Raw genomic sequence first — 16,678 nt, 5'->3', positions numbered from 1 at the left:
TCCAAGCACGAGAAGGGGCGATGGTTAATCTCAAGCTCGGAATTATCGATTCGCTCGATTGTTCGCTTCCCGAGCTTCAAGCGCTATTCGATGCGCTGATGGGCGCGGCGCGTCCGTTCTTATGACCGCGAGGTGGAGGTTGGCCTCGATGACGAGCATAAACCGATCGGCGGAGAAGGTTCCGTTCACGGCGCGAATGACAGATTTGGCAGGCGAGACGTTCGAATACCGGCATTCGTTCGATCCGGCGAAAGGGGATACCGCGTTTCGCTGCGAAATTCGATCGAAGCCCGCTTCGCATCGAGCGTCTCGGATTCAACTGACCGCCGATGGAAATGAAACCGCATTCGAGCTCCGGGACGCCGTCTTCCCGGTCGAACGGCTGGCTTCCGGTGAAGAGCTGGTTTTCACGATTGTTCCGCAGACGGCTGCGGCGGAGCAAGCCCGGTCGACATGCTATCGATCACGAGAAGGCGTCACGTAATGCCCGATCGCGAAGCAATCTGGAATGCCATACAGGAATCGTATACGGCGCAGTACTTGCAAATCATCAAGGTCAAGACGCTGCGGCTATTTTCCAGTTGCCGGAAAGCGGGCCGGAAGCGGAGCGTCTGAGCGAGATCGTCGTCGAGCTGAAGCGCGATGGCGAGAGGAGCGTCTCGGTTTCGCTGAACCCGGAGTCGCTTGAGGTTGAAGCTTCGCTGCCTTTCCCGATAGGCGACGTCATTCTTCGGCGCGAGGACAGCGGCGAATATAGCTGCAAAGTGACGGCTATCCGCCTTAGCGGAGAAACGGTCAAGGATTGGAAAAAGAAGACCGGCGACCGTCTGTTCATCCTGCAAGACGACGTGACTTGAGATGGCTGTATTGGATTTTCAACAGCCGATCAGAGGCAACGGCTATCCCATCTATTATCCGTTCGAGGGCAGAGGGGCTCACCTCTTGACGCCGGACAAGCTGAGTCCGGCCGTTCGTCCCGGCGGACTGCCGGACGTTCAGCTGCAGTTTTATCGCGGCAGCAATCCGATGCTGCCTCCGCAGCCCTACGGTTTGCTGGATATACGGCTTGAGGCGCGCTACCCGTTCGAGGAGGCGCTCGTCAAATTGCGGGAGCTGCACCCCCGAGCCCGGTTGAACCGGCTTTATTAACCGGCGGCTATCTTCGATTGCTCGCTACGGGCGGCGTGGAATGGCCGGAGGAGGCGTGTCGTCCGGCAGCTTTGAACGCAAATGGCTATGCAGGCATCCGGTTTTTACTGCGCCTGTCTCTGGAAGGAGCGCAGTTCATGAAGGAGCTGCTGGTGCGGGATACGTGGCCGGTGCGTGCCCAAGCGGAGCTGGAGCTGACAGGAATCGCTCCGCGTCTGCCCGTCAAAATCGCATTCGATCCGCCGCTGCTTCATCGGCTGCTGGCGGAACTGTGCGACGAATCCGGACTCGTCTCCCGAAGCGCGCTTGTTCAATTTTTTTCCAAGGAGCCGGCCGCGATCGGGCTGACTCTAGACGGCGAGCCCGGCAGCTCTGGCGAGCTTGCGGAAACGTTGGCCGACTGGGTCCGTTCGCGATACGGCTCGTTTGCGGCGCGCCTCTCGCCGATGGCCTCGGCTATTTGGCATTGAACCTTCCGAACGAAGGCTCGGGAGGGTGGAATGGATTTATCGCAGCCGATGACGACCTGGCGGACAATCGTTGTTTCGCTCGAACCGTTCGACACGGCGCGCCAAGCTGTCTCCTCCGCGGGGCTGGAGACAATCGTACCTCCTCCGGTTATCGTTCCGCCGCTGACTACCGGTTTCACCAAGTGGACATATCAGCGAATATTCCTGAGCCCGGGCCGGGGTATTAGCGGTCGGCTTACCTTGCGAGCCGCCCCGCACCCGCCGTCCCGTCCGCAGGCCGTTACCGCTTCAACGGAGCTGTCGTCTCGCTCAGGCGCGGCTTTCGTGCGGCTCAAGCTTTCGCCGCTAGAACCGCTAGCGTACACCTGCTCCACCTTCATCGTAACGGAGGATTCGCGAGGGATTCGTCAATGGGACGGGCTGGAGCTCGCGAGGACCGAAGAGAGGCTGCGGCTCAAGCCCGACGACTTCCCGATTCGCTTCGTTCCGATTGCCGTCAGTCCTGAGCTTCTTGAGCTTGCAACGATCCGCGGCCGATGCGAGTGGCTTGAAGCAAATCATAGTTCCGCTTCATCGGCATTCGTCCTTGACCGCGATCGGCCGGAGCTCGCTATTGCGATCCCTGCGGCAGCAAGCAACGCGTCGTTCGACTTTGATGTTCTCTCCGTAGAAGGAGATCGTTCCCTTCATCTGGGACCGTTTTCCGCGGAGCCGTTGCTTCTTGGGCTGCATCTTTTTCCCGAATACGGACCGCAGCAGATATCTATCGAGCTTGCCGAAGCGGCTTCGCCATCTCTGGTCGCGATCGACCTTCTCCCGGAAAACCGGAAGAGATGGCCGAAGCCGTTACCGTACTGGCTCTGACGCGAAATCAGTCGAAGAAGAGCTGGAGTTATTGGCTTCGTCGCCGTTTTATCCCGGCTTCCGGTATCGGAAGCACGCCGGAGCGGACGGAAGTCCTGAGCCATGGTCGGAAATCCAATCGCCGTTCGAACGGCTTGTTCTCGATGCCTAGCGCGCGAGCAAGCCTTAAAATAAACGAATCGGAGCCGCTAGTTGGTGAAAGATGCGGTTAAGGGAGTGAAGAGCAATTTTCGAATCGACGGAATCGTATTTATTCGAAGACGTCACCTGGTATCCGGACCCGAAGGAGCCGTACGATTTTTACTACGTACCGGCGTGCCTGTTCCGGAGAGGGATCCGTCCGGTCAAGCCGTGCTGACACTGTGGCTGTTCGGGCAAAACCAAAGCTCGCGGCTGCAATTCGGCGTCCAATGGACAGCCGAGCAATCGACGCTTCAGGCGTTGGCCGCCGAAATCGTCCGGCGTTACCCGGAGCGGAAGCTCACGGCGGCTTCGATCCGCCTCATGCCGCTCAAGTCGATATCGACAGCGTGACGCTTGCGATCGGCGACGGGTCGGGAACGTTCGCAGATTTGCAAAGCGTGCGCTCGTCCGGTTATCCGCCGTTCAGCGCCTTGTTCAATACAGCGCTTACTTCGGAGCAAAGCGGCCAAGCAACCGCCGCGCTCAACGGCAGTCCGGATCGTCTTACGGTGACGTATCGCGGACAAGTCCAGCGGAGCGGACAGGGAGCGGCGCAGCTCGCGGCCACGGCCGACTTGAGCAGGTGGCTTCCCGCAGGCACTTCCGCGAATTACATTCGCAGCATCTCTTGATAGCGCTCCCAGAACTTATTTTCGATCATAGCCAATATAAGAGGAGGAATTTTTCATGCTGATGTGGGATAAACCGGAAGTCGTCGAAGGACTGACCGTCTACCGCGATCACGAGGATCGGACTTTGTACTACGTCTTGCCAAGCGTTCCGGGTTTCGAATCGACGATAACGGATTGCCGGTGTTCAAATTTATCAAATACCGGTTTCCGATCGATCGGCCGGACGGCAAGAAGGGCGGCGGCTTCCTGATCGCCGATGTGGAGTTCTCCGTACCCGAGGACAAGCTGGCCAAGGTCAAAGAAGCTCTTCAAGAGCGGTTGGACGAACAAGCGCGCAATCTCGGACAGCAAACTCCGGCTTCGCCGGTCAAATTCGGCCAATTGAGCTTCCTTCGCGGCACTGCAAGCATAACCGTTCTTGATGACGGAGGCAGTCTCGTGGAGAAGGTAATCAACCCGGCCGCGCCTTCGCTTTATGGCAAGATGATCACGCCTTTCACCCGAATTGTCCGCAGAAGGCGCAACGCTGCTGGAGCAGGCTCTCCAGGGAAAAGGCGCCATCGTTCAGGTCGCTTACGACTGTGGATGCCGGTTCGGCTTCCACCCGTGAAGGCGAGAATCTGGTTCAAAGCCGAGAAGTTCATGGAGTTTCATCAGGAAATCGACGTCGAGGAAAATTTCTGGAGCGAGGACGACTACCGCGAGAAAATCAGCGAGAAGTTCTCGCAAAGAGAAGCCGGCGGCGTTCAGATCGACCCGGGCGGAGTGGTCGATCAGAAGGTCATCGGCGCCGTCCGGATTGGGCCTTGCGGAATTGGAGGACAGGCTCGCCAAAATGGTTCTCGGAGACATTCCGCCGGTCGATCGGGACGCGAGCAAATGGTACACGGAGCACGATTTTGAGAACATTAGCCGCGACGTTATATCCAGCAGAGTATCCAGCTTCGACATTAAATACGAAGAAGGATCGATCATGGAATGGAATCCGTCGCCGCGGATCGCTTCCTAATATTACGACGTTGACGGGCCGCGACGGACAGCCGTTCAAATGGGAAGATTTCTCCTTGACCGTCGATCTGGACGATCCGTTCTTCAGGCAGCTCCGGTAACGACGAGAGCGAACGCAGATTTCGACAAGCTTCCCTTAAACAGTGTCGAGGTTAAGATCGAATATAAGCAGGGCGCCGAGCACAGCATCAAGGAATTCGATCTTCGCAGCCCTGACGATCTCGGCAAATTCGCCAGCTTCATCGCCAACGACAGCTATAAATACAAATATTCGTACCAAGTGAACTACAAGGGCGAAGCCCAGGCTTATCAATCGCCCGAAATCGAAAGCGACGAAGAAAATTTGACGATCAACGTCGGCGACATCGGCATTCTGCTCGTGGATGTAGCCCCTGGCGACTTGAATTTCAACCAAGTATCCGAAGCTCAGTAACTCTCCAGTACGAGGACAGAGATAACGGTGTCGATTTAATCGAAGATGTATTCAAGCTGGACAAAGATCACAGCGAGCACCGTTTTTCCCGTGTAATTTTTAAGCCTCGCAAAAATCCGTATCGTTATCGAGTCAACTATTTCATGAAGGAAAACGGAAAAGAGTTCAAAAGCGATTGGCAAAGCGGCGTGGCGGACAAGCTGTTCATCAACGATCCGTTCAGTGCTAGCCGGACGGTCAGCGTTCGGGCTTCGGCGACTTCGCAGCCCGAATCGATTCGATCTTCGTCGATCTGGTGTACCGGACGAAGAGAACAACTACGGCCAGTCTCAGTCCGTGGCGCTCAGTCAAGCGGTCAACTTCTTCGACTGGACGTTCCCGTCATTACCGAGACGGAGGACAGGTGACGTACTCCGCGAACATCCGCTTCAAGACGGCACGTTCGAGGAAGTTCCCACGACCGTCAGCGACCGGAATACGATCATGCTCGGAGACGTCGCTCTCACCCAGAGTATCCAGCTCGTGCCCGATTTGATCAACTTCGATCTGGTGAAGCTCGTTAAGGTGACGCTCCATTATGCGGACGAAGCGAACGGCATCGACGAGACCAAAGACTTCTTGTTCAAGAAGGGCGCCCAGGAAGCGAAGTGGGAGTTACCTACAAAGACAAATCCAAGCAAGTTTACGAATGGAGAGCGTCTTACTTCATGGTCGACGGATCGGTGAAAAATATCGAGCCTGGCAACACGTCGGAAAAAACGATCGTATTGCCGGAAACGCCGCCTAGGAGGCGATAAAATGCTGTACCTGGCTCCGCCTTATTATATGATCAACCGGGTGTCGGTCTTCGCGATCACGAGGATCCCTTGCAATGGTACTACCTGCCAGCACCGCCTAGACTGACCGAGGTTACGGACGAACAAACGGGCGTTTCCGTTCCCCAGCTTCAGGTCATCCAATTTCGGAGCGGCCAGACAGCGGCGGCTTCCTCAATTTCGATGTCAACCTGGGAGTCGATCCCGACGTGCTGGAGGAGATCCGGATGAGATCAAGCGCTCGGAGCATCTGCGCGAGTCGCCCGGCTTGCTCCGGTTCCGTTAATCGACGGAACGGTAAAGCTAATGCTGTTCGACAAGCAAACCGGCGATGCGCCATCGCCTGCAGGACCGAAGATATCTTTCGCTCTTAGCTTCAGCCATAACGCGAAGCCTGCCTTGTATGGAGACAATCAGTCGGCATTCTCGGTGCAGTTGACCAAAGAAGGCGTCATTGCTCTGAGAGAGGCGCTGCAAGGGAGATGTCGCCGATCGGAATTATTTATTCGCTTGATTATTTGGCGCTTCGCCCGGCTTATTCCGTTCGGCTGAGCATCGACTGGAACGAGTGCAGAACCATCTTGACGAGACTTTCGGCTCCGATTCCATTTTTTATCAATCCCAAATTACGGAAGCCGTCGATAAATTGATAGACAACCGGTCATCGTTATCGAAGACGATTTGTTCGTCGTCGAAGGCGAGGACGAAGGGCTGACGGCCCGCATGAGCAAGCGGTTGACGAAGTGCGGAGCATGATTACCGACGCTTTCTTCACGCCGAGCTTAAATCCGATCGAGCCGGAAAAAGAGGATACCTGGGACAAGATCGAACATCTCGCCAAAACCTCTTCCGCGCTTGCCGTAACGGCGGATGGGGCTCGTTAGTCAGCTTTTCTTATCGTCAAATCGATTACACGCGTATCGATCGCAAAAGACTGAACGTCAACTTCAGCGAACGGACCGCGGTCAAGAAATCCATCTATCCGCAAGGCCACTTGAGCGGCCTGTTCAAATCGCTGCGGAGCCGGGCATCGATCTGAGCCGCTTCGTCCTGTCGGTCGATCTGATCGATCCTTGGTTCGAGCTCCGGAAAATCCAGGTCATTTCCCGAGCCGATTACCAGGAGGATGACATCGCTTCGATCCACGTTACGTTGGAATACGGAATCAGGTGAAATCCGTCTTACTGGATTCGTCGGCTTCCACCTTTAACCTTGAGTGGAACAGCATTCTTGACAACGGTGAGGTGCGGCGTCAAGCGTGTATCGCTACAAGGTTCTCTTTCGCCATGTCGACGGGACCGAGCGCCCGCTTTCGCTGCAATCTCCCGACATTATCGAACGAGGCGACGTTGTGGAAATCCTTCCAAGAGAGCTGTATTCCATCGTCCCGGTCCCGATTCAGGCGTTGAATTTTCCATGGGAGCGTTATTCGCATGTCGAGTTCGGACGCAATACGAGGATCCCGAGCATCGGATCAGCCAAGCGGACAGCTTTGTGCTGAGCAAGGAAACCGTCACCGAAGCGAGCTGGAAAATGTTCGTCATGGACTCCGGTAAAACCCGTTTCCGCTACAAAATCATTTATCGCGCGGTTGATTTTCGGGACGTTGAGCTGCCCTGGATGGAGACGGATGAGGAACGGCTGACGATCCCGATCCTTTTCCGACGAAGCGCACGCTGGAAATCGTTCCGCTGTTCGACTGGACGAAGGGGACCGGCTTTCGTGGACGTCTCGTACGAGGACCCGAATAATGGCGTGCTCGAAGAGCAGTCTTTCGAATTCAACGATAAGTCTGTCGCGACCGGGCGCTTTGTCGTTGCACTCCAGGACGCAAACCGGAGGCAGTCGGATTCAAAGCGACGATTATTCGCAAAGACGGAACGCTGTCCGAGGTTCCGCAGTCGTATACCCTCGAGAGACGTCTTACCGTAAGGGAGATATGAACGGCATAAAGTCGTCGCTATCCGCCCGGGACGGCGATTTCGCGGAGCTCAAACTTCGCGAGATTATCGTAAAACTCCGATACGATGACCCGGAACGCGGCTTGAGCTTCGCCGACGAGTTCGCATTCAAATCCGCCGCCGACCGCGCGAGCTTCGAGTACGACTATACCGCCGAAGGTCCTGCCGGTTACCAAATCCAGATCGTTCGCCGCTTTACGAACGGCTTGAGCAATATGATCGACTGGAAAACGAGCGATGAGCCGGATGTCGTCGTTCCGTTGAACTAGCGAAACCTAAGATAGGGAAGGAGGAACGGCAGCATGCTCCTATTAGGCAGCCGAACGATTACGATTGAGGGAATAACGATTTTCCCCGATCACGCCGACCCCGACCAGTTCTGGTACTTGCCCGGACCGGTTCAGCTTGCCCGCCGCGACGGTCGGCCGCATTCACTTTCATTAAGTACAAACCGCAGCCGTAACCGGCGGGCGAAGGCGGCGGGTTCCTCATGTTTGAAGTAACCTGCGGCTCGATCCGGCGCTGGAGCGTCGAATATTGTCCAAGCTGCGTTCGATCGCGAAGGATAAGCCCAATCTAGCCGTCGTTCCTTTCGACGAAGGTACCGTCCAATGCATCGCTCTTAATTTGCAAGGGCGGGGAGCATTGGCGCAGCCGGCCGGTCGGGTCGTTCAACGCGGTCGAAAAATTCTCGGCTCGTCCATCCCATCGCGCAAGGAGACAACACCGCGGATTCAGCCTCACCCTTAGCCAGGAAGGGCCACTTTGCTGGAAAAACTCGAGCAAGGGACCGAACCGGTAGGCGTCATTTACGATCTTAAGTTCACCGGATGGTCGGCTCTGAACGTCGAGATTACGCGATTTGGAGCGCGTATACACGCAGATAGCGGGCCGTCGAGGCGCAAGTCTATTTCGTCCGCGCCGGCATCGACGCCGCGTTCGAAAAGCTGGTGCAGGACGGTACCTTCGTCGAAAGGAACGACGGCTAGATGGCTTATCCTTCGCGATCGAACGCAGCTTGGACAATATTCGACGCTCCAGCGCCGATCGAGCCGCAGGTTCACTTCAAACATGAGGAACCCGCCGCCCTTCGCCCCGCCGGTTACGGCTGCGGTTTGTACTTAATGAAAGTGAATGCGGCCCGACCGTCGCGGCGGGCAAGCTGAACCGGTCCGGGCAAGTACCAGAACTGTCGGGGTCGGCGTGATGGGAAAATCGTTATTCCCTCAATCGTAATCGTTCGGCTGCCTAATAGGAGCATGCTGCCGTTCCTCCTTCCCTATCTTAGGTTTCGCTAGTTCAACGGAACGACGACATCCGGCTCATCGCTCGTTTTCCAGTCGATCATATTGCTCAAGCCGTTCGTAAAGCGGCGAACGATCTGGATTTGGTAACCGGCAGACCTTCGCGGTATAGTCGTACTCGAAGCTCGCGCGGTCGGCGGCGGATTTGAATGCGAACTCGTCGGCGAAGCTCAAGCCGCGTTCCGGGTCATCGTATCGGAGTTTTACGATAATCTCGCGAAGTTTGAGCTCCGCGAAATCGCCGTCCCCGGCCGGATAGCGACGACTTTATGCCCGTTCATATCCTCCCTTACGGTAAGACGTCTCTCGAGGTATACGACTGCGGAACCTCGGACAGCGTTCCGTCTTTGCGAATAATCGTCGCTTTGAATCCGACCTGCCTCCGGTTTGCGTCCTGGAGTGCAACGACAAAGCGCCCGGTCGCGACAGACTTATCGTTGAATTCGAAAGACTGCTCTTCGAGCACGCCATTATTCGGGTCCTCGTACGAGACGTCCACGAAAGCCCGTCCACCTTCGTCCAGTCGAACAGCGAACGATTTCCAGCGTGCGCTTCGTCGGAAAAGGATCGCGGATCGTCAGCCGTTCCTCATCCGTCTCCATCCAGGGCAGCTCAACGTCCCGAAAATCAACCGCGCGATAAATGATTTTGTAGCGGAAACGGTTTTACCGGAGTCCATGACGAACATTTTCCAGCTCGCTTCGGTGACGTTTCCTTGCTCAGCACAAAGCTGTCCGCTTGGCTGATCCGATGCTCGGGATCCTCGTATTGCGTCCGAACCTCGACATGCGAATAACGCTCCCATGGAAAATTCAACGCCTGAATCGGGACCGGGACGATGGAATACAGCTCTCTTGGAAGGATTTCCACAACGTCGCCTCGTTCGATAATGTCGGGAGATTGCAGCGAAAGCGGGCGCTCGGTCCCGTCGACATGGCGAAAGAACCTTGTAGCGATACACCGCTTGACGCCGCACCTCACCGTTGTCAAGAATGCTGTTCCACTCAAGGTTAAAGGTGGAAGCCGACGAATCCAGTAAGACGGATTTCACCTGATTCCCGTATTCCAACGTAACGTGGATCGAAGCGATGTCATCCTCCTGGTAATCGGCTCGGGAAATGACCTGGATTTTCCGGAGCTCGAACCAAGGATCGATCAGATCGACCGACAGGACGAAGCGGCTCAGATCGATGCCCGGCTCCCGCAGCGATTTGAACAGGCCGCTCAAGTGGCCTTGCGGATAGATGGATTTCTTGACCGCGGTCCGTTCGCTGAAGTTGACGTTCAGTCTTTTGCGATCGATACGCGTGTAATCGATTTGACGATAAGAAAAGCTGACTAACGAGCCCCATCCGCCCGTTACGGCAAGCGCGGAAGAGGTTTTGGCGAGATGTTCGATCTTGTCCCAGGTATCCTCTTTTTCCGGCTCGATCGGATTTAAGCTCGGCGTGAAGAAAGCGTCGGTAATCATGCTCCGCACTTCGTCAACCGCTTGCTCATGCCGGGCCGTCAGCCCTTCGTCCTCGCCTTCGACGACGAACAAATCGTCTTCGATAACGATGACCCGGTTGTCTATCAATTTATCGACGGCTTCCGTAATTTGGGATTGATAAAAAATGGAATCGGAGCCGAAAGTCTCGTCAAGATGGTTCTGCACTCGTTCCCAGTCGATGCTCAGCCGAACGGAATAAGCCGGCGAAGCGCCAAATAATCAAGCGAATAAATAATTCCGATCGCGACATCTCCCCTTGCAGCGCCTCTCTCAGAGCAATGACGCCTTCTTTGGTCAACTGCACCGAGAATGCCGACTGATTGTCTCCATACAGGCAGGCTTCGCGTTATGGCTGAAGCTAAGAGCGAAAGATATCTTCGGTCCTGCAGGCGATGGCGCATCGCCGGTTTGCTTGTCGAACAGCATTAGCTTTACCGTTCCGTCGATTAACGGAACCGGAGCAAGCCGCGGCGACTCGCGCAGATGCTCCGAGCGCTTGATCTCATCCCGGATCTCCTCCAGCACGTCGGATCGACTCCCAGGTTGACATCGAAATTGAGGAAGCCGCCGCTGTCTGGCCCGCTCCGAAATTGGATGACCTGAAGCTGGGAACGGAAACGCCCGTTTGTTCGTCCGTAACCTCGGTCAGTCTAGCGGTGCTGGCAGGTAGTACCATTGCAAGGGATCCTCGTGATCGCGAAAGACCGACACCCGGTTGATCATATAATAAGCGGAGCCAGGTACAGCATTTTATCGCCTCCTAGGCCGGCGTTTCCGGCAATACGATCGTTTTTTCCGACGTGTTGCCAGGCTCGATATTTTTCACCGATCCGTCGACCATGAAGTAAGACGCTCTCCATTCGTAAACTTGCTTGGATTTGTCTTTGTAGGTAAACTCCCACTTCGCTTCCTGGCGCCCTTCTTGAACAAGAAGTCTTTGGTCTCGTCGATGCCGTTCGCTTCGTCCGCATAATGGAGCGTCACCTTAACGAGCTTCACCAGATCGAAGTTGATCAAATCGGGCACGAGCTGGATACTCTGGGTGAGAGCGACGTCTCCGAGCATGATCGTATTCCGGTCGCTGACGGTCGTGGAACTTCCTCGAACGTGCCGTCCTTGAAGCGGATGTTCGCGGAGTACGTCACCTGTCCTCCCGTCTCGGTAATGACCGGAACGTCCAGTCGAAGAAGTTGACCGCTTGACTGAGCGCCACGGACTGAGACTGCCGTAGTTGTTCTCTTCGTCCCGGTACACCAGATCGACGAAGATCGAATCGATTCGGGCTGCGAAGTCGCCGAAGCCCCGAACGCTGACCGTCCGGCTAGCACTGAACGGATCGTTGATGAACAGCTTGTCCGCCACGCCGCTTTGCCAATCGCTTTTGAACTCTTTTCCGTTTTCCTTCATGAAATAGTTGACTCGATAACGATACGGATTTTTGCGAGGCTTAAAAATTACACGGGAAAAACGGTGCTCGCTGTGATCTTTGTCCAGCTTGAATACATCTTCGATTAAATCGACACCGTTATCTCTGTCCTCGTACTGGAGAGTTACCTGAGCTTCGGATACTTGGTTGAAATTCAAGTCGCCAGGGCTACATCCACGAGCAGAATGCCGATGTCGCCGACGTTGATCGTCAAATTTTCTTCGTCGCTTTCGATTTCGGGCGATTGATAAGCCTGGGCTTCGCCCTTGTAGTTCACTTGGTACGAATATTTGTATTTATAGCTGTCGTTGGCGATGAAGCTGGCGAATTTGCCGAGATCGTCAGGGCTGCGAAGATCGAATTCCTTGATGCTGTGCTCGCCCCTGCTTATATTCGATCTTAACCTCGACACTGTTTAAGGGAAGCTTGTCGAAATCTGCGTTCGCTCTCGTCGTTACCCGGAGCTGCCTGAAGAACGGATCGTCCAGATCGACGGTCAAGGAGAAATCTTCCCATTTGAACGGCTGTCCGTCGCGGCCCGTCAACGTCGTAATATTAGGAAGCGATCCGCGCGGCGACGGATTCCATTCCATGATCGATCCTTCTTCGTATTTAATGTCGAAGCTGGATACTCTGCTGGATATAACGTCGCGGCTAATGTTCTCAAAATCGTGCTCCGTGTACCATTTGCTCGCGTCCCGATCGACCGGCGGAATGTCTCCGAGAACCATTTTGGCGAGCCTGTCCTCCCAATTCCGCAAGGCCCAATCCCGGACGGCGCCGATGACCTTCTGATCGACCACTCCGCCCGGGTCGATCTGAACGCCGCCGGCTTCTCTTTGCGAGAACTTCTCGCTGATTTTCTCGCGGTAGTCGTCCTCGCTCCAGAAATTTTCCTCGACGTCGATTTCCTGATGAAACTCCATGAACTTCTCGGCTTTGAACCAGATTCTCGCCTTCACGGGTGGAAGCCGAACCGGCATCCACAGGTCGTAAGCGACCTGAACGATGGCGCCTTTTCCCTGGAGAGCCTGCTCCAGCAGCGTTGCGCCTTCTGCGGACAATTCGGCGGTGAAAGGCGTGATCATCTTGCCATAAAGCGAAGGCGCGGCCGGGTTGATTACCTTCTCCACGAGACTGCCTCCGTCATCAAGAACGGTTATGCTTGCAGTGCCGCGAAGGAAGCTCAATTGGCCGAATTTGACCGGCGAAGCCGGAGTTTGCTGTCCGAGATTGCGCGCTTGTTCGTCCAACCGCTCTTGAAGAGCTTCTTTGACCTTGGCCAGCTTGTCCTCGGGTACGGAGAACTCCACATCGGCGATCAGGAAGCCGCCGCCCTTCTTGCCGTCCGGCCGATCGATCGGAAACCGGTATTTGATAAATTTGAACACCGGCAATCCGTTATCGTCGATTCGAAACCCCGGAACGCTTGGCAAGACGTAGTACAAAGTCCGATCCTCGTGATCGCGGTAGACGGTCAGTCCTTCGACGACTTCCGGTTTATCCCACATCAGCATGAAAAATTCCTCCTCTTATATTGGCTATGATCGAAAATAAGTTCTGGGAGCGCTATCAAGAGATGCTGCGAATGTAATTCGCGGAAGTGCCTGCGGGAAGCCACCTGCTCAAGTCGGCCGTGGCCGCGAGCTGCGCCGCTCCCTGTCCGCTCCGCTGGACTTGTCCGCGATACGTCACCGTAAGACGATCCGGACTGCCGTTGAGCGCGGCGGTTGCTTGGCCGCTTTGCTCCGAAGTAAGCGCTGTATTGAACAAGGCGCTGAACGGCGGATAACCGGACGAGCGCACGCTTTGCAAATCTGCGAACGTTCCCGACCCGTCGCCGATCGCAAGCGTCACGCTGTCGATATCGACTTGAGCCGGCATGAGGCGGATCGAAGCCGCCGTGAGCTTCCGCTCCGGTAACGCCGGACGATTTCGGCGGCCAACGCCTGAAGCGTCGATTGCTCGGCTGTCCATTGGACGCCGAATTGCAGCCGCGAGCTTTGTTTTGCCCGAACAGCCACAGTGTCAGCACGGCTTGACCGGACGGATCCCTCTCCGGAACAGGCACGCCCGGTACGTAGTAAAAATCGTACGGCTCCTTCGGGTCCGGATACCAGGTGACGTCTTCGAATAAATACGATTCCGTCGATTCGAAAATTGCTCTTCACTCCCCTTAACCGCATCTTTCACCAACTAGCGGCTCCGATTCGTTTATTTTAACGGCTTGCTCGCGCGCTAGGCATCGAGAACAAGCCGTTCGAACGGCGATTGGATTTCCGACCATGGCTCAGGACTTCCGTCCGCTCCGGCGTGCTTCCGATACCGGAAGCCGGGATAAAACGGCGACGAAGCCAGATAACTCCAGCTCTTCTTCGACTGATTTCGCGTCAGAGCCAGTACGGTAACGGCTTCGGCCATCTCTTCCCGGTTTTCCGGAGAAGGTCGATCGCGACCAGAGATGGCGAAGCCGCTTCGGCAAGCTCGATAGATATCTGCTGCGGTCCGTATTCGGGAAAAAGATGCAGCCCAAGAAGCAACGGCTCCGCGAAAAACGGTCCCAGATGAAGGAACGATCTCCTTCTACGGAGAGAACATCAAAGTCGAACGACGCGTTGCTTGCTGCCGCAGGGATCGCAATAGCGAGCTCCGGCCGATCGCGGTCAAGGACGAATGCCGATGAAGCGGAACTATGATTTGCTTCAAGCCACTCGCATCGGCCGCGGATCGTTGCAAGCTCAAGAAGCTCAGGACTGACGGCAATCGGAACGAAGCGAATCGGGAAGTCGTCGGGCTTGAGCCGCAGCCTCTCTTCGGTCCTCGCGAGCTCCAGCCCGTCCCATTGACGAATCCCTCGCGAATCCTCCGTTACGATGAAGGTGGAGCAGGTGTACGCTAGCGGTTCTAGCGGCGAAAGCTTGAGCCGCACGAAAGCCGCGCCTGAGCGAGACGACAGCTCCGTTGAAGCGGTAACGGCCTGCGGACGGGACGGCGGGTGCGGCGGCTCGCAAGTAACGCCGACCGCTAATACCCCCGGCCCGGGCTCAGGAATATTCGCTGATATGTCCACTTGGTGAAACCCGGTAGTCAGCGGCGGAACGATAACCGGAGGAGGTACGATTGTCTCCAGCCCCGCGGAGGAGACAGCTTGGCGCGCCGTGTCGAACGGTTCGAGCGAAACAACGATTGTCCGCCAGGTCGTCATCGGCTGCGATAAATCCCATTCCACCCTCCCGCCCTCCCGAGCCTTCGTTCGGAAGTTCAATGCCAAATAGCCGAGGCCATCGGCGAGAGGCGCCGCCGCAAACGAGCCGTATCGCGAACGGACCCAGTCGGCCAACGTTTCCGCAAGCTCGCCAGAGCTGCCGGGCTCGCCGTCTAGAGTCAGCCCGATCGCGCCGGCTCCTTGGAAAAAAATTGAACAAGCGCGCTTCGGGAGACGAGTCCGGATTCGTCGCACAGTTCCGCCAGCAGCCGATGAAGCAGCGGCGGATCGAATGCGATTTTGACGGGCAGACGCGGAGCGATTCCTGTCAGCTCCAGCTCCGCTTGGGCACGCACCGGCCACGTATCCCGCACCAGCAGCTCCTTCATGAACTGCGCTCCTTCCAGAGACAGGCGCAGTAAAAACCGGATGCCTGCATAGCCATTTGCGTTCAAAGCTGCCGGACGACACGCCTCCTCCGGCCACCGCCGCGTAGCGAGCAATCGAAGATAGCCGCCGGTTAATAAAGCCGGTTCAACCCGGGCTCGGGGTGCAGCTCCCGCAATTTGACGAGCGCCTCCTCGAACGGGTAGCGCGCCTCAAGCCGTATATCCAGCAAACCGTAGGGCTGCGGAGGCAGCATCGGATTGCTGCCGCGATAAAACTGCAGCTGAACGTCCGGCAGTCCGCCGGGACGAACGGCCGGACTCAGCTTGTCCGGCGTCAAGAGGTGAGCCCCTCTGCCCTCGAACGGATAATAGATGGGATAGCCGTTGCCTCTGATCGGCTGTTGAAAATCCAATACAGCCATCTCAAGTCACGTCGTCTTGCAGGATGAACAGACGGTCGCCGGTCTTCTTTTTCCAATCCTTGACCGTTTCTCCGCTAAGGCGGATAGCCGTCACTTTGCAGCTATATTCGCCGCTGTCCTCGCGCCGAAGAATGACGTCGCCTATCGGGAAAGGCAGCGAAGCTTCAACCTCAAGCGACTCCGGGTTCAGCGAAACCGAGACGCTCCTCTCGCCATCGCGCTTCAGCTCGACGACGATCTCGCTCAGACGCTCCGCTTCCGGCCGCCCTTCCGGCAACTGGAAAATAGCCGGCAGCGTCTTGACCTTGATGATTTGCAAGTACTGCGCCGTATACGATTCCTGTATGGCATTCCAGATTGCTTCGCGATCGGCATTACCGTGACGCCTTCCTCGTGATCGATAGCAATGTCGACCGGGCTTGCTCCCGCCGCAGCCGTCTGCGGAACAATCGTGAAAAACCAGCTCTTCACCGGAAGCCAGCCGTTCGACCGGGAAGACGGCGTCCCGGAGCTCGAATGCGGTTTCATTTCCATCGGCGGTCAGTTGAATCCCGAGACGCTCGATGCGAAGCGGGCTCTCGATCGAATTTCGCAGCGAAACGCGGTATCCCCCTTTCGCCGGATCGAACGAATGCCGGTATTCGAACGTCTCGCCTGCCAAATCTGTCATTCGCGCCGTGAACGGAACCTTCTCCGCCGATCGGTTATGCTCGTCATCGAGGCCAACCTCCACCTCGCCGGTCATAAGAACGGACGCGCCCGCGCCATCAGCGCATCGAATAGCGCTTGAAGCTCGGGAAGCGACAAATCGAGCGAATCGATAATCCGAGCTTGAGATTAACCATCGCCCCTCTCGTGCTGTGAACAAACCGTTCGCCCCGGAAGCGCCAGCCTGAAGGCCAGTCTTGCGGAATCTGCCAGAAGC

Annotated in this window: 33 protein-coding genes; 20 read left to right on the top strand and 13 right to left on the bottom strand. The window is 56.3% G+C overall.

Annotated features, from left to right (window positions below; genetic code table 11):
• Positions 1–148 precede the first annotated feature (148 nt).
• The 20 genes from D3H35_RS10810 (at position 149) to D3H35_RS10735 (ending at position 8,265) form a co-directional block, all read left to right on the top strand.
• Complete coding sequence (locus tag D3H35_RS10810; protein WP_119149222.1) at positions 149–484, top strand: hypothetical protein; 336 nt, start codon at positions 149–151, stop codon at positions 482–484.
• Positions 484–615, top strand: coding sequence for a hypothetical protein (locus D3H35_RS33460; RefSeq protein WP_267901375.1), 132 nt, complete (start codon positions 484–486; stop codon positions 613–615). Before D3H35_RS10810 ends, D3H35_RS33460 begins: the two co-directional genes overlap by 1 nt.
• Positions 582–857, top strand: coding sequence for a hypothetical protein (locus D3H35_RS10805; protein ID WP_119149220.1), 276 nt, complete (start codon positions 582–584; stop codon positions 855–857). The genes D3H35_RS33460 and D3H35_RS10805 overlap by 34 nt, the downstream gene beginning before the upstream one ends.
• Before the next feature lies 1 nt (position 858).
• Positions 859–1,149 carry a hypothetical protein gene (locus tag D3H35_RS10800; RefSeq protein ID WP_119149218.1) on the top strand — a complete coding sequence of 97 codons (291 nt, stop codon included), beginning with the start codon at positions 859–861 and terminating at the stop codon, positions 1,147–1,149.
• Positions 1,150–1,166: 17 nt separating this feature from the next.
• On the top strand, positions 1,167–1,619 hold the full coding sequence (locus D3H35_RS10795; RefSeq protein WP_119149216.1) for a hypothetical protein: 453 nt from the start codon (positions 1,167–1,169) through the stop codon (positions 1,617–1,619).
• A gap of 30 nt (positions 1,620–1,649) precedes the next feature.
• Positions 1,650–2,483 carry a hypothetical protein gene (locus tag D3H35_RS10790; protein WP_119149214.1) on the top strand — a complete coding sequence of 278 codons (834 nt, stop codon included), beginning with the start codon at positions 1,650–1,652 and terminating at the stop codon, positions 2,481–2,483.
• 195 nt (positions 2,484–2,678) lie between these two features.
• Positions 2,679–3,017 (top strand): hypothetical protein, encoded by a 339-nt coding sequence (locus D3H35_RS10785; RefSeq protein ID WP_119149212.1) that lies wholly within the window; start codon positions 2,679–2,681, stop codon positions 3,015–3,017.
• Positions 3,014–3,298 carry a hypothetical protein gene (locus D3H35_RS10780; protein ID WP_119149210.1) on the top strand — a complete coding sequence of 95 codons (285 nt, stop codon included), beginning with the start codon at positions 3,014–3,016 and terminating at the stop codon, positions 3,296–3,298. The genes D3H35_RS10785 and D3H35_RS10780 overlap by 4 nt, the downstream gene beginning before the upstream one ends.
• Before the next feature lie 55 nt (positions 3,299–3,353).
• Positions 3,354–3,548, top strand: coding sequence for a hypothetical protein (locus tag D3H35_RS30725; RefSeq protein ID WP_158594064.1), 195 nt, complete (start codon positions 3,354–3,356; stop codon positions 3,546–3,548).
• Positions 3,479–4,201 carry a hypothetical protein gene (locus D3H35_RS10775; protein ID WP_119149208.1) on the top strand — a complete coding sequence of 241 codons (723 nt, stop codon included), beginning with the start codon at positions 3,479–3,481 and terminating at the stop codon, positions 4,199–4,201. The genes D3H35_RS30725 and D3H35_RS10775 overlap by 70 nt, the downstream gene beginning before the upstream one ends.
• On the top strand, positions 4,198–4,407 hold the full coding sequence (locus tag D3H35_RS30720) for a hypothetical protein (protein ID WP_158594063.1): 210 nt from the start codon (positions 4,198–4,200) through the stop codon (positions 4,405–4,407). The genes D3H35_RS10775 and D3H35_RS30720 overlap by 4 nt, the downstream gene beginning before the upstream one ends.
• Positions 4,347–4,739 carry a hypothetical protein gene (locus D3H35_RS10770; RefSeq protein ID WP_119149206.1) on the top strand — a complete coding sequence of 131 codons (393 nt, stop codon included), beginning with the start codon at positions 4,347–4,349 and terminating at the stop codon, positions 4,737–4,739. The genes D3H35_RS30720 and D3H35_RS10770 overlap by 61 nt, the downstream gene beginning before the upstream one ends.
• Before the next feature lie 222 nt (positions 4,740–4,961).
• Complete coding sequence (locus tag D3H35_RS10765) at positions 4,962–5,465, top strand: hypothetical protein (RefSeq protein ID WP_119149204.1); 504 nt, start codon at positions 4,962–4,964, stop codon at positions 5,463–5,465.
• A 395-nt stretch (positions 5,466–5,860) separates the two neighbouring features.
• Positions 5,861–6,106, top strand: a complete 246-nt coding sequence (locus tag D3H35_RS10760; protein WP_119149202.1) for a hypothetical protein — start codon at positions 5,861–5,863, stop codon at positions 6,104–6,106.
• Positions 6,107–6,297: 191 nt separating this feature from the next.
• Entirely contained in the window at positions 6,298–6,438 is a 141-nt protein-coding gene (locus D3H35_RS30715) for a hypothetical protein (protein WP_158594062.1), read from the top strand.
• A complete protein-coding gene (locus D3H35_RS10755) occupies positions 6,425–6,727 on the top strand; it encodes a hypothetical protein (protein WP_119149200.1) in 303 nt (100 codons plus the stop codon). Before D3H35_RS30715 ends, D3H35_RS10755 begins: the two co-directional genes overlap by 14 nt.
• Positions 6,728–6,970: 243 nt before the next feature.
• Positions 6,971–7,486: a hypothetical protein gene (locus D3H35_RS10745; protein ID WP_147355817.1), complete on the top strand. Its 516-nt coding sequence runs from the start codon at positions 6,971–6,973 to the stop codon at positions 7,484–7,486.
• A gap of 7 nt (positions 7,487–7,493) precedes the next feature.
• Positions 7,494–7,784, top strand: a complete 291-nt coding sequence (locus tag D3H35_RS10740; RefSeq protein ID WP_119149194.1) for a hypothetical protein — start codon at positions 7,494–7,496, stop codon at positions 7,782–7,784.
• Positions 7,785–7,817: 33 nt separating this feature from the next.
• On the top strand, positions 7,818–8,018 hold the full coding sequence (locus tag D3H35_RS30325; RefSeq protein WP_147355816.1) for a hypothetical protein: 201 nt from the start codon (positions 7,818–7,820) through the stop codon (positions 8,016–8,018).
• A gap of 34 nt (positions 8,019–8,052) precedes the next feature.
• Positions 8,053–8,265, top strand: coding sequence for a hypothetical protein (locus tag D3H35_RS10735; protein ID WP_119149192.1), 213 nt, complete (start codon positions 8,053–8,055; stop codon positions 8,263–8,265).
• A gap of 59 nt (positions 8,266–8,324) precedes the next feature.
• Here D3H35_RS10735 and D3H35_RS10730 read toward each other — a convergent pair whose 3' ends face one another.
• The 13 genes from D3H35_RS10730 to D3H35_RS10680 form a co-directional block, all read right to left on the bottom strand.
• Positions 8,325–8,588, bottom strand: coding sequence for a hypothetical protein (locus D3H35_RS10730; protein WP_119149190.1), 264 nt, complete (start codon positions 8,586–8,588; stop codon positions 8,325–8,327).
• Between the two features lie 29 nt (positions 8,589–8,617).
• Complete coding sequence (locus D3H35_RS30710; RefSeq protein ID WP_158594061.1) at positions 8,618–8,776, bottom strand: hypothetical protein; 159 nt, start codon at positions 8,774–8,776, stop codon at positions 8,618–8,620.
• Between the two features lie 332 nt (positions 8,777–9,108).
• Positions 9,109–9,318, bottom strand: a complete 210-nt coding sequence (locus tag D3H35_RS10725) for a hypothetical protein (RefSeq protein WP_119149188.1) — start codon at positions 9,316–9,318, stop codon at positions 9,109–9,111.
• Between the two features lie 78 nt (positions 9,319–9,396).
• Positions 9,397–10,476, bottom strand: coding sequence for a hypothetical protein (locus D3H35_RS10720; RefSeq protein WP_119149186.1), 1,080 nt, complete (start codon positions 10,474–10,476; stop codon positions 9,397–9,399).
• A 129-nt stretch (positions 10,477–10,605) separates the two neighbouring features.
• Complete coding sequence (locus D3H35_RS10715; RefSeq protein WP_119149185.1) at positions 10,606–10,836, bottom strand: hypothetical protein; 231 nt, start codon at positions 10,834–10,836, stop codon at positions 10,606–10,608.
• A gap of 297 nt (positions 10,837–11,133) precedes the next feature.
• A complete protein-coding gene (locus D3H35_RS10710; protein ID WP_119149183.1) occupies positions 11,134–11,895 on the bottom strand; it encodes a hypothetical protein in 762 nt (253 codons plus the stop codon).
• Positions 11,892–12,149 carry a hypothetical protein gene (locus tag D3H35_RS30320; RefSeq protein WP_147355815.1) on the bottom strand — a complete coding sequence of 86 codons (258 nt, stop codon included), beginning with the start codon at positions 12,147–12,149 and terminating at the stop codon, positions 11,892–11,894. Before D3H35_RS30320 ends, D3H35_RS10710 begins: the two co-directional genes overlap by 4 nt.
• On the bottom strand, positions 12,079–13,254 hold the full coding sequence (locus D3H35_RS10705; protein WP_119149181.1) for a hypothetical protein: 1,176 nt from the start codon (positions 13,252–13,254) through the stop codon (positions 12,079–12,081). Before D3H35_RS10705 ends, D3H35_RS30320 begins: the two co-directional genes overlap by 71 nt.
• Positions 13,255–13,309: 55 nt before the next feature.
• Complete coding sequence (locus tag D3H35_RS10700) at positions 13,310–13,714, bottom strand: hypothetical protein (protein ID WP_119149179.1); 405 nt, start codon at positions 13,712–13,714, stop codon at positions 13,310–13,312.
• A gap of 313 nt (positions 13,715–14,027) precedes the next feature.
• Positions 14,028–14,966 (bottom strand): hypothetical protein, encoded by a 939-nt coding sequence (locus D3H35_RS10695; RefSeq protein ID WP_147355814.1) that lies wholly within the window; start codon positions 14,964–14,966, stop codon positions 14,028–14,030.
• 155 nt (positions 14,967–15,121) lie between these two features.
• The gene (locus D3H35_RS30315; protein WP_147355813.1) at positions 15,122–15,445 is read right to left on the bottom strand and encodes a hypothetical protein; all 324 of its coding nucleotides are present in this window, start codon (positions 15,443–15,445) and stop codon (positions 15,122–15,124) included.
• Positions 15,446–15,462: 17 nt separating this feature from the next.
• Positions 15,463–15,753: a hypothetical protein gene (locus D3H35_RS10685; protein ID WP_119149173.1), complete on the bottom strand. Its 291-nt coding sequence runs from the start codon at positions 15,751–15,753 to the stop codon at positions 15,463–15,465.
• A 1-nt stretch (position 15,754) separates the two neighbouring features.
• Positions 15,755–16,498 carry a hypothetical protein gene (locus D3H35_RS10680; RefSeq protein ID WP_119149172.1) on the bottom strand — a complete coding sequence of 248 codons (744 nt, stop codon included), beginning with the start codon at positions 16,496–16,498 and terminating at the stop codon, positions 15,755–15,757.
• Positions 16,499–16,678: the final 180 nt, after the last annotated feature.

The organism is Cohnella faecalis (assembly GCF_003570905.1).
Taxonomy (GTDB): Bacteria; Bacillota; Bacilli; order Paenibacillales; family Paenibacillaceae; genus Cohnella; species Cohnella faecalis.
Note: the sequence above shows the minus strand (reverse complement) of the source record. Positions and strands in the feature narration are given on the sequence as shown.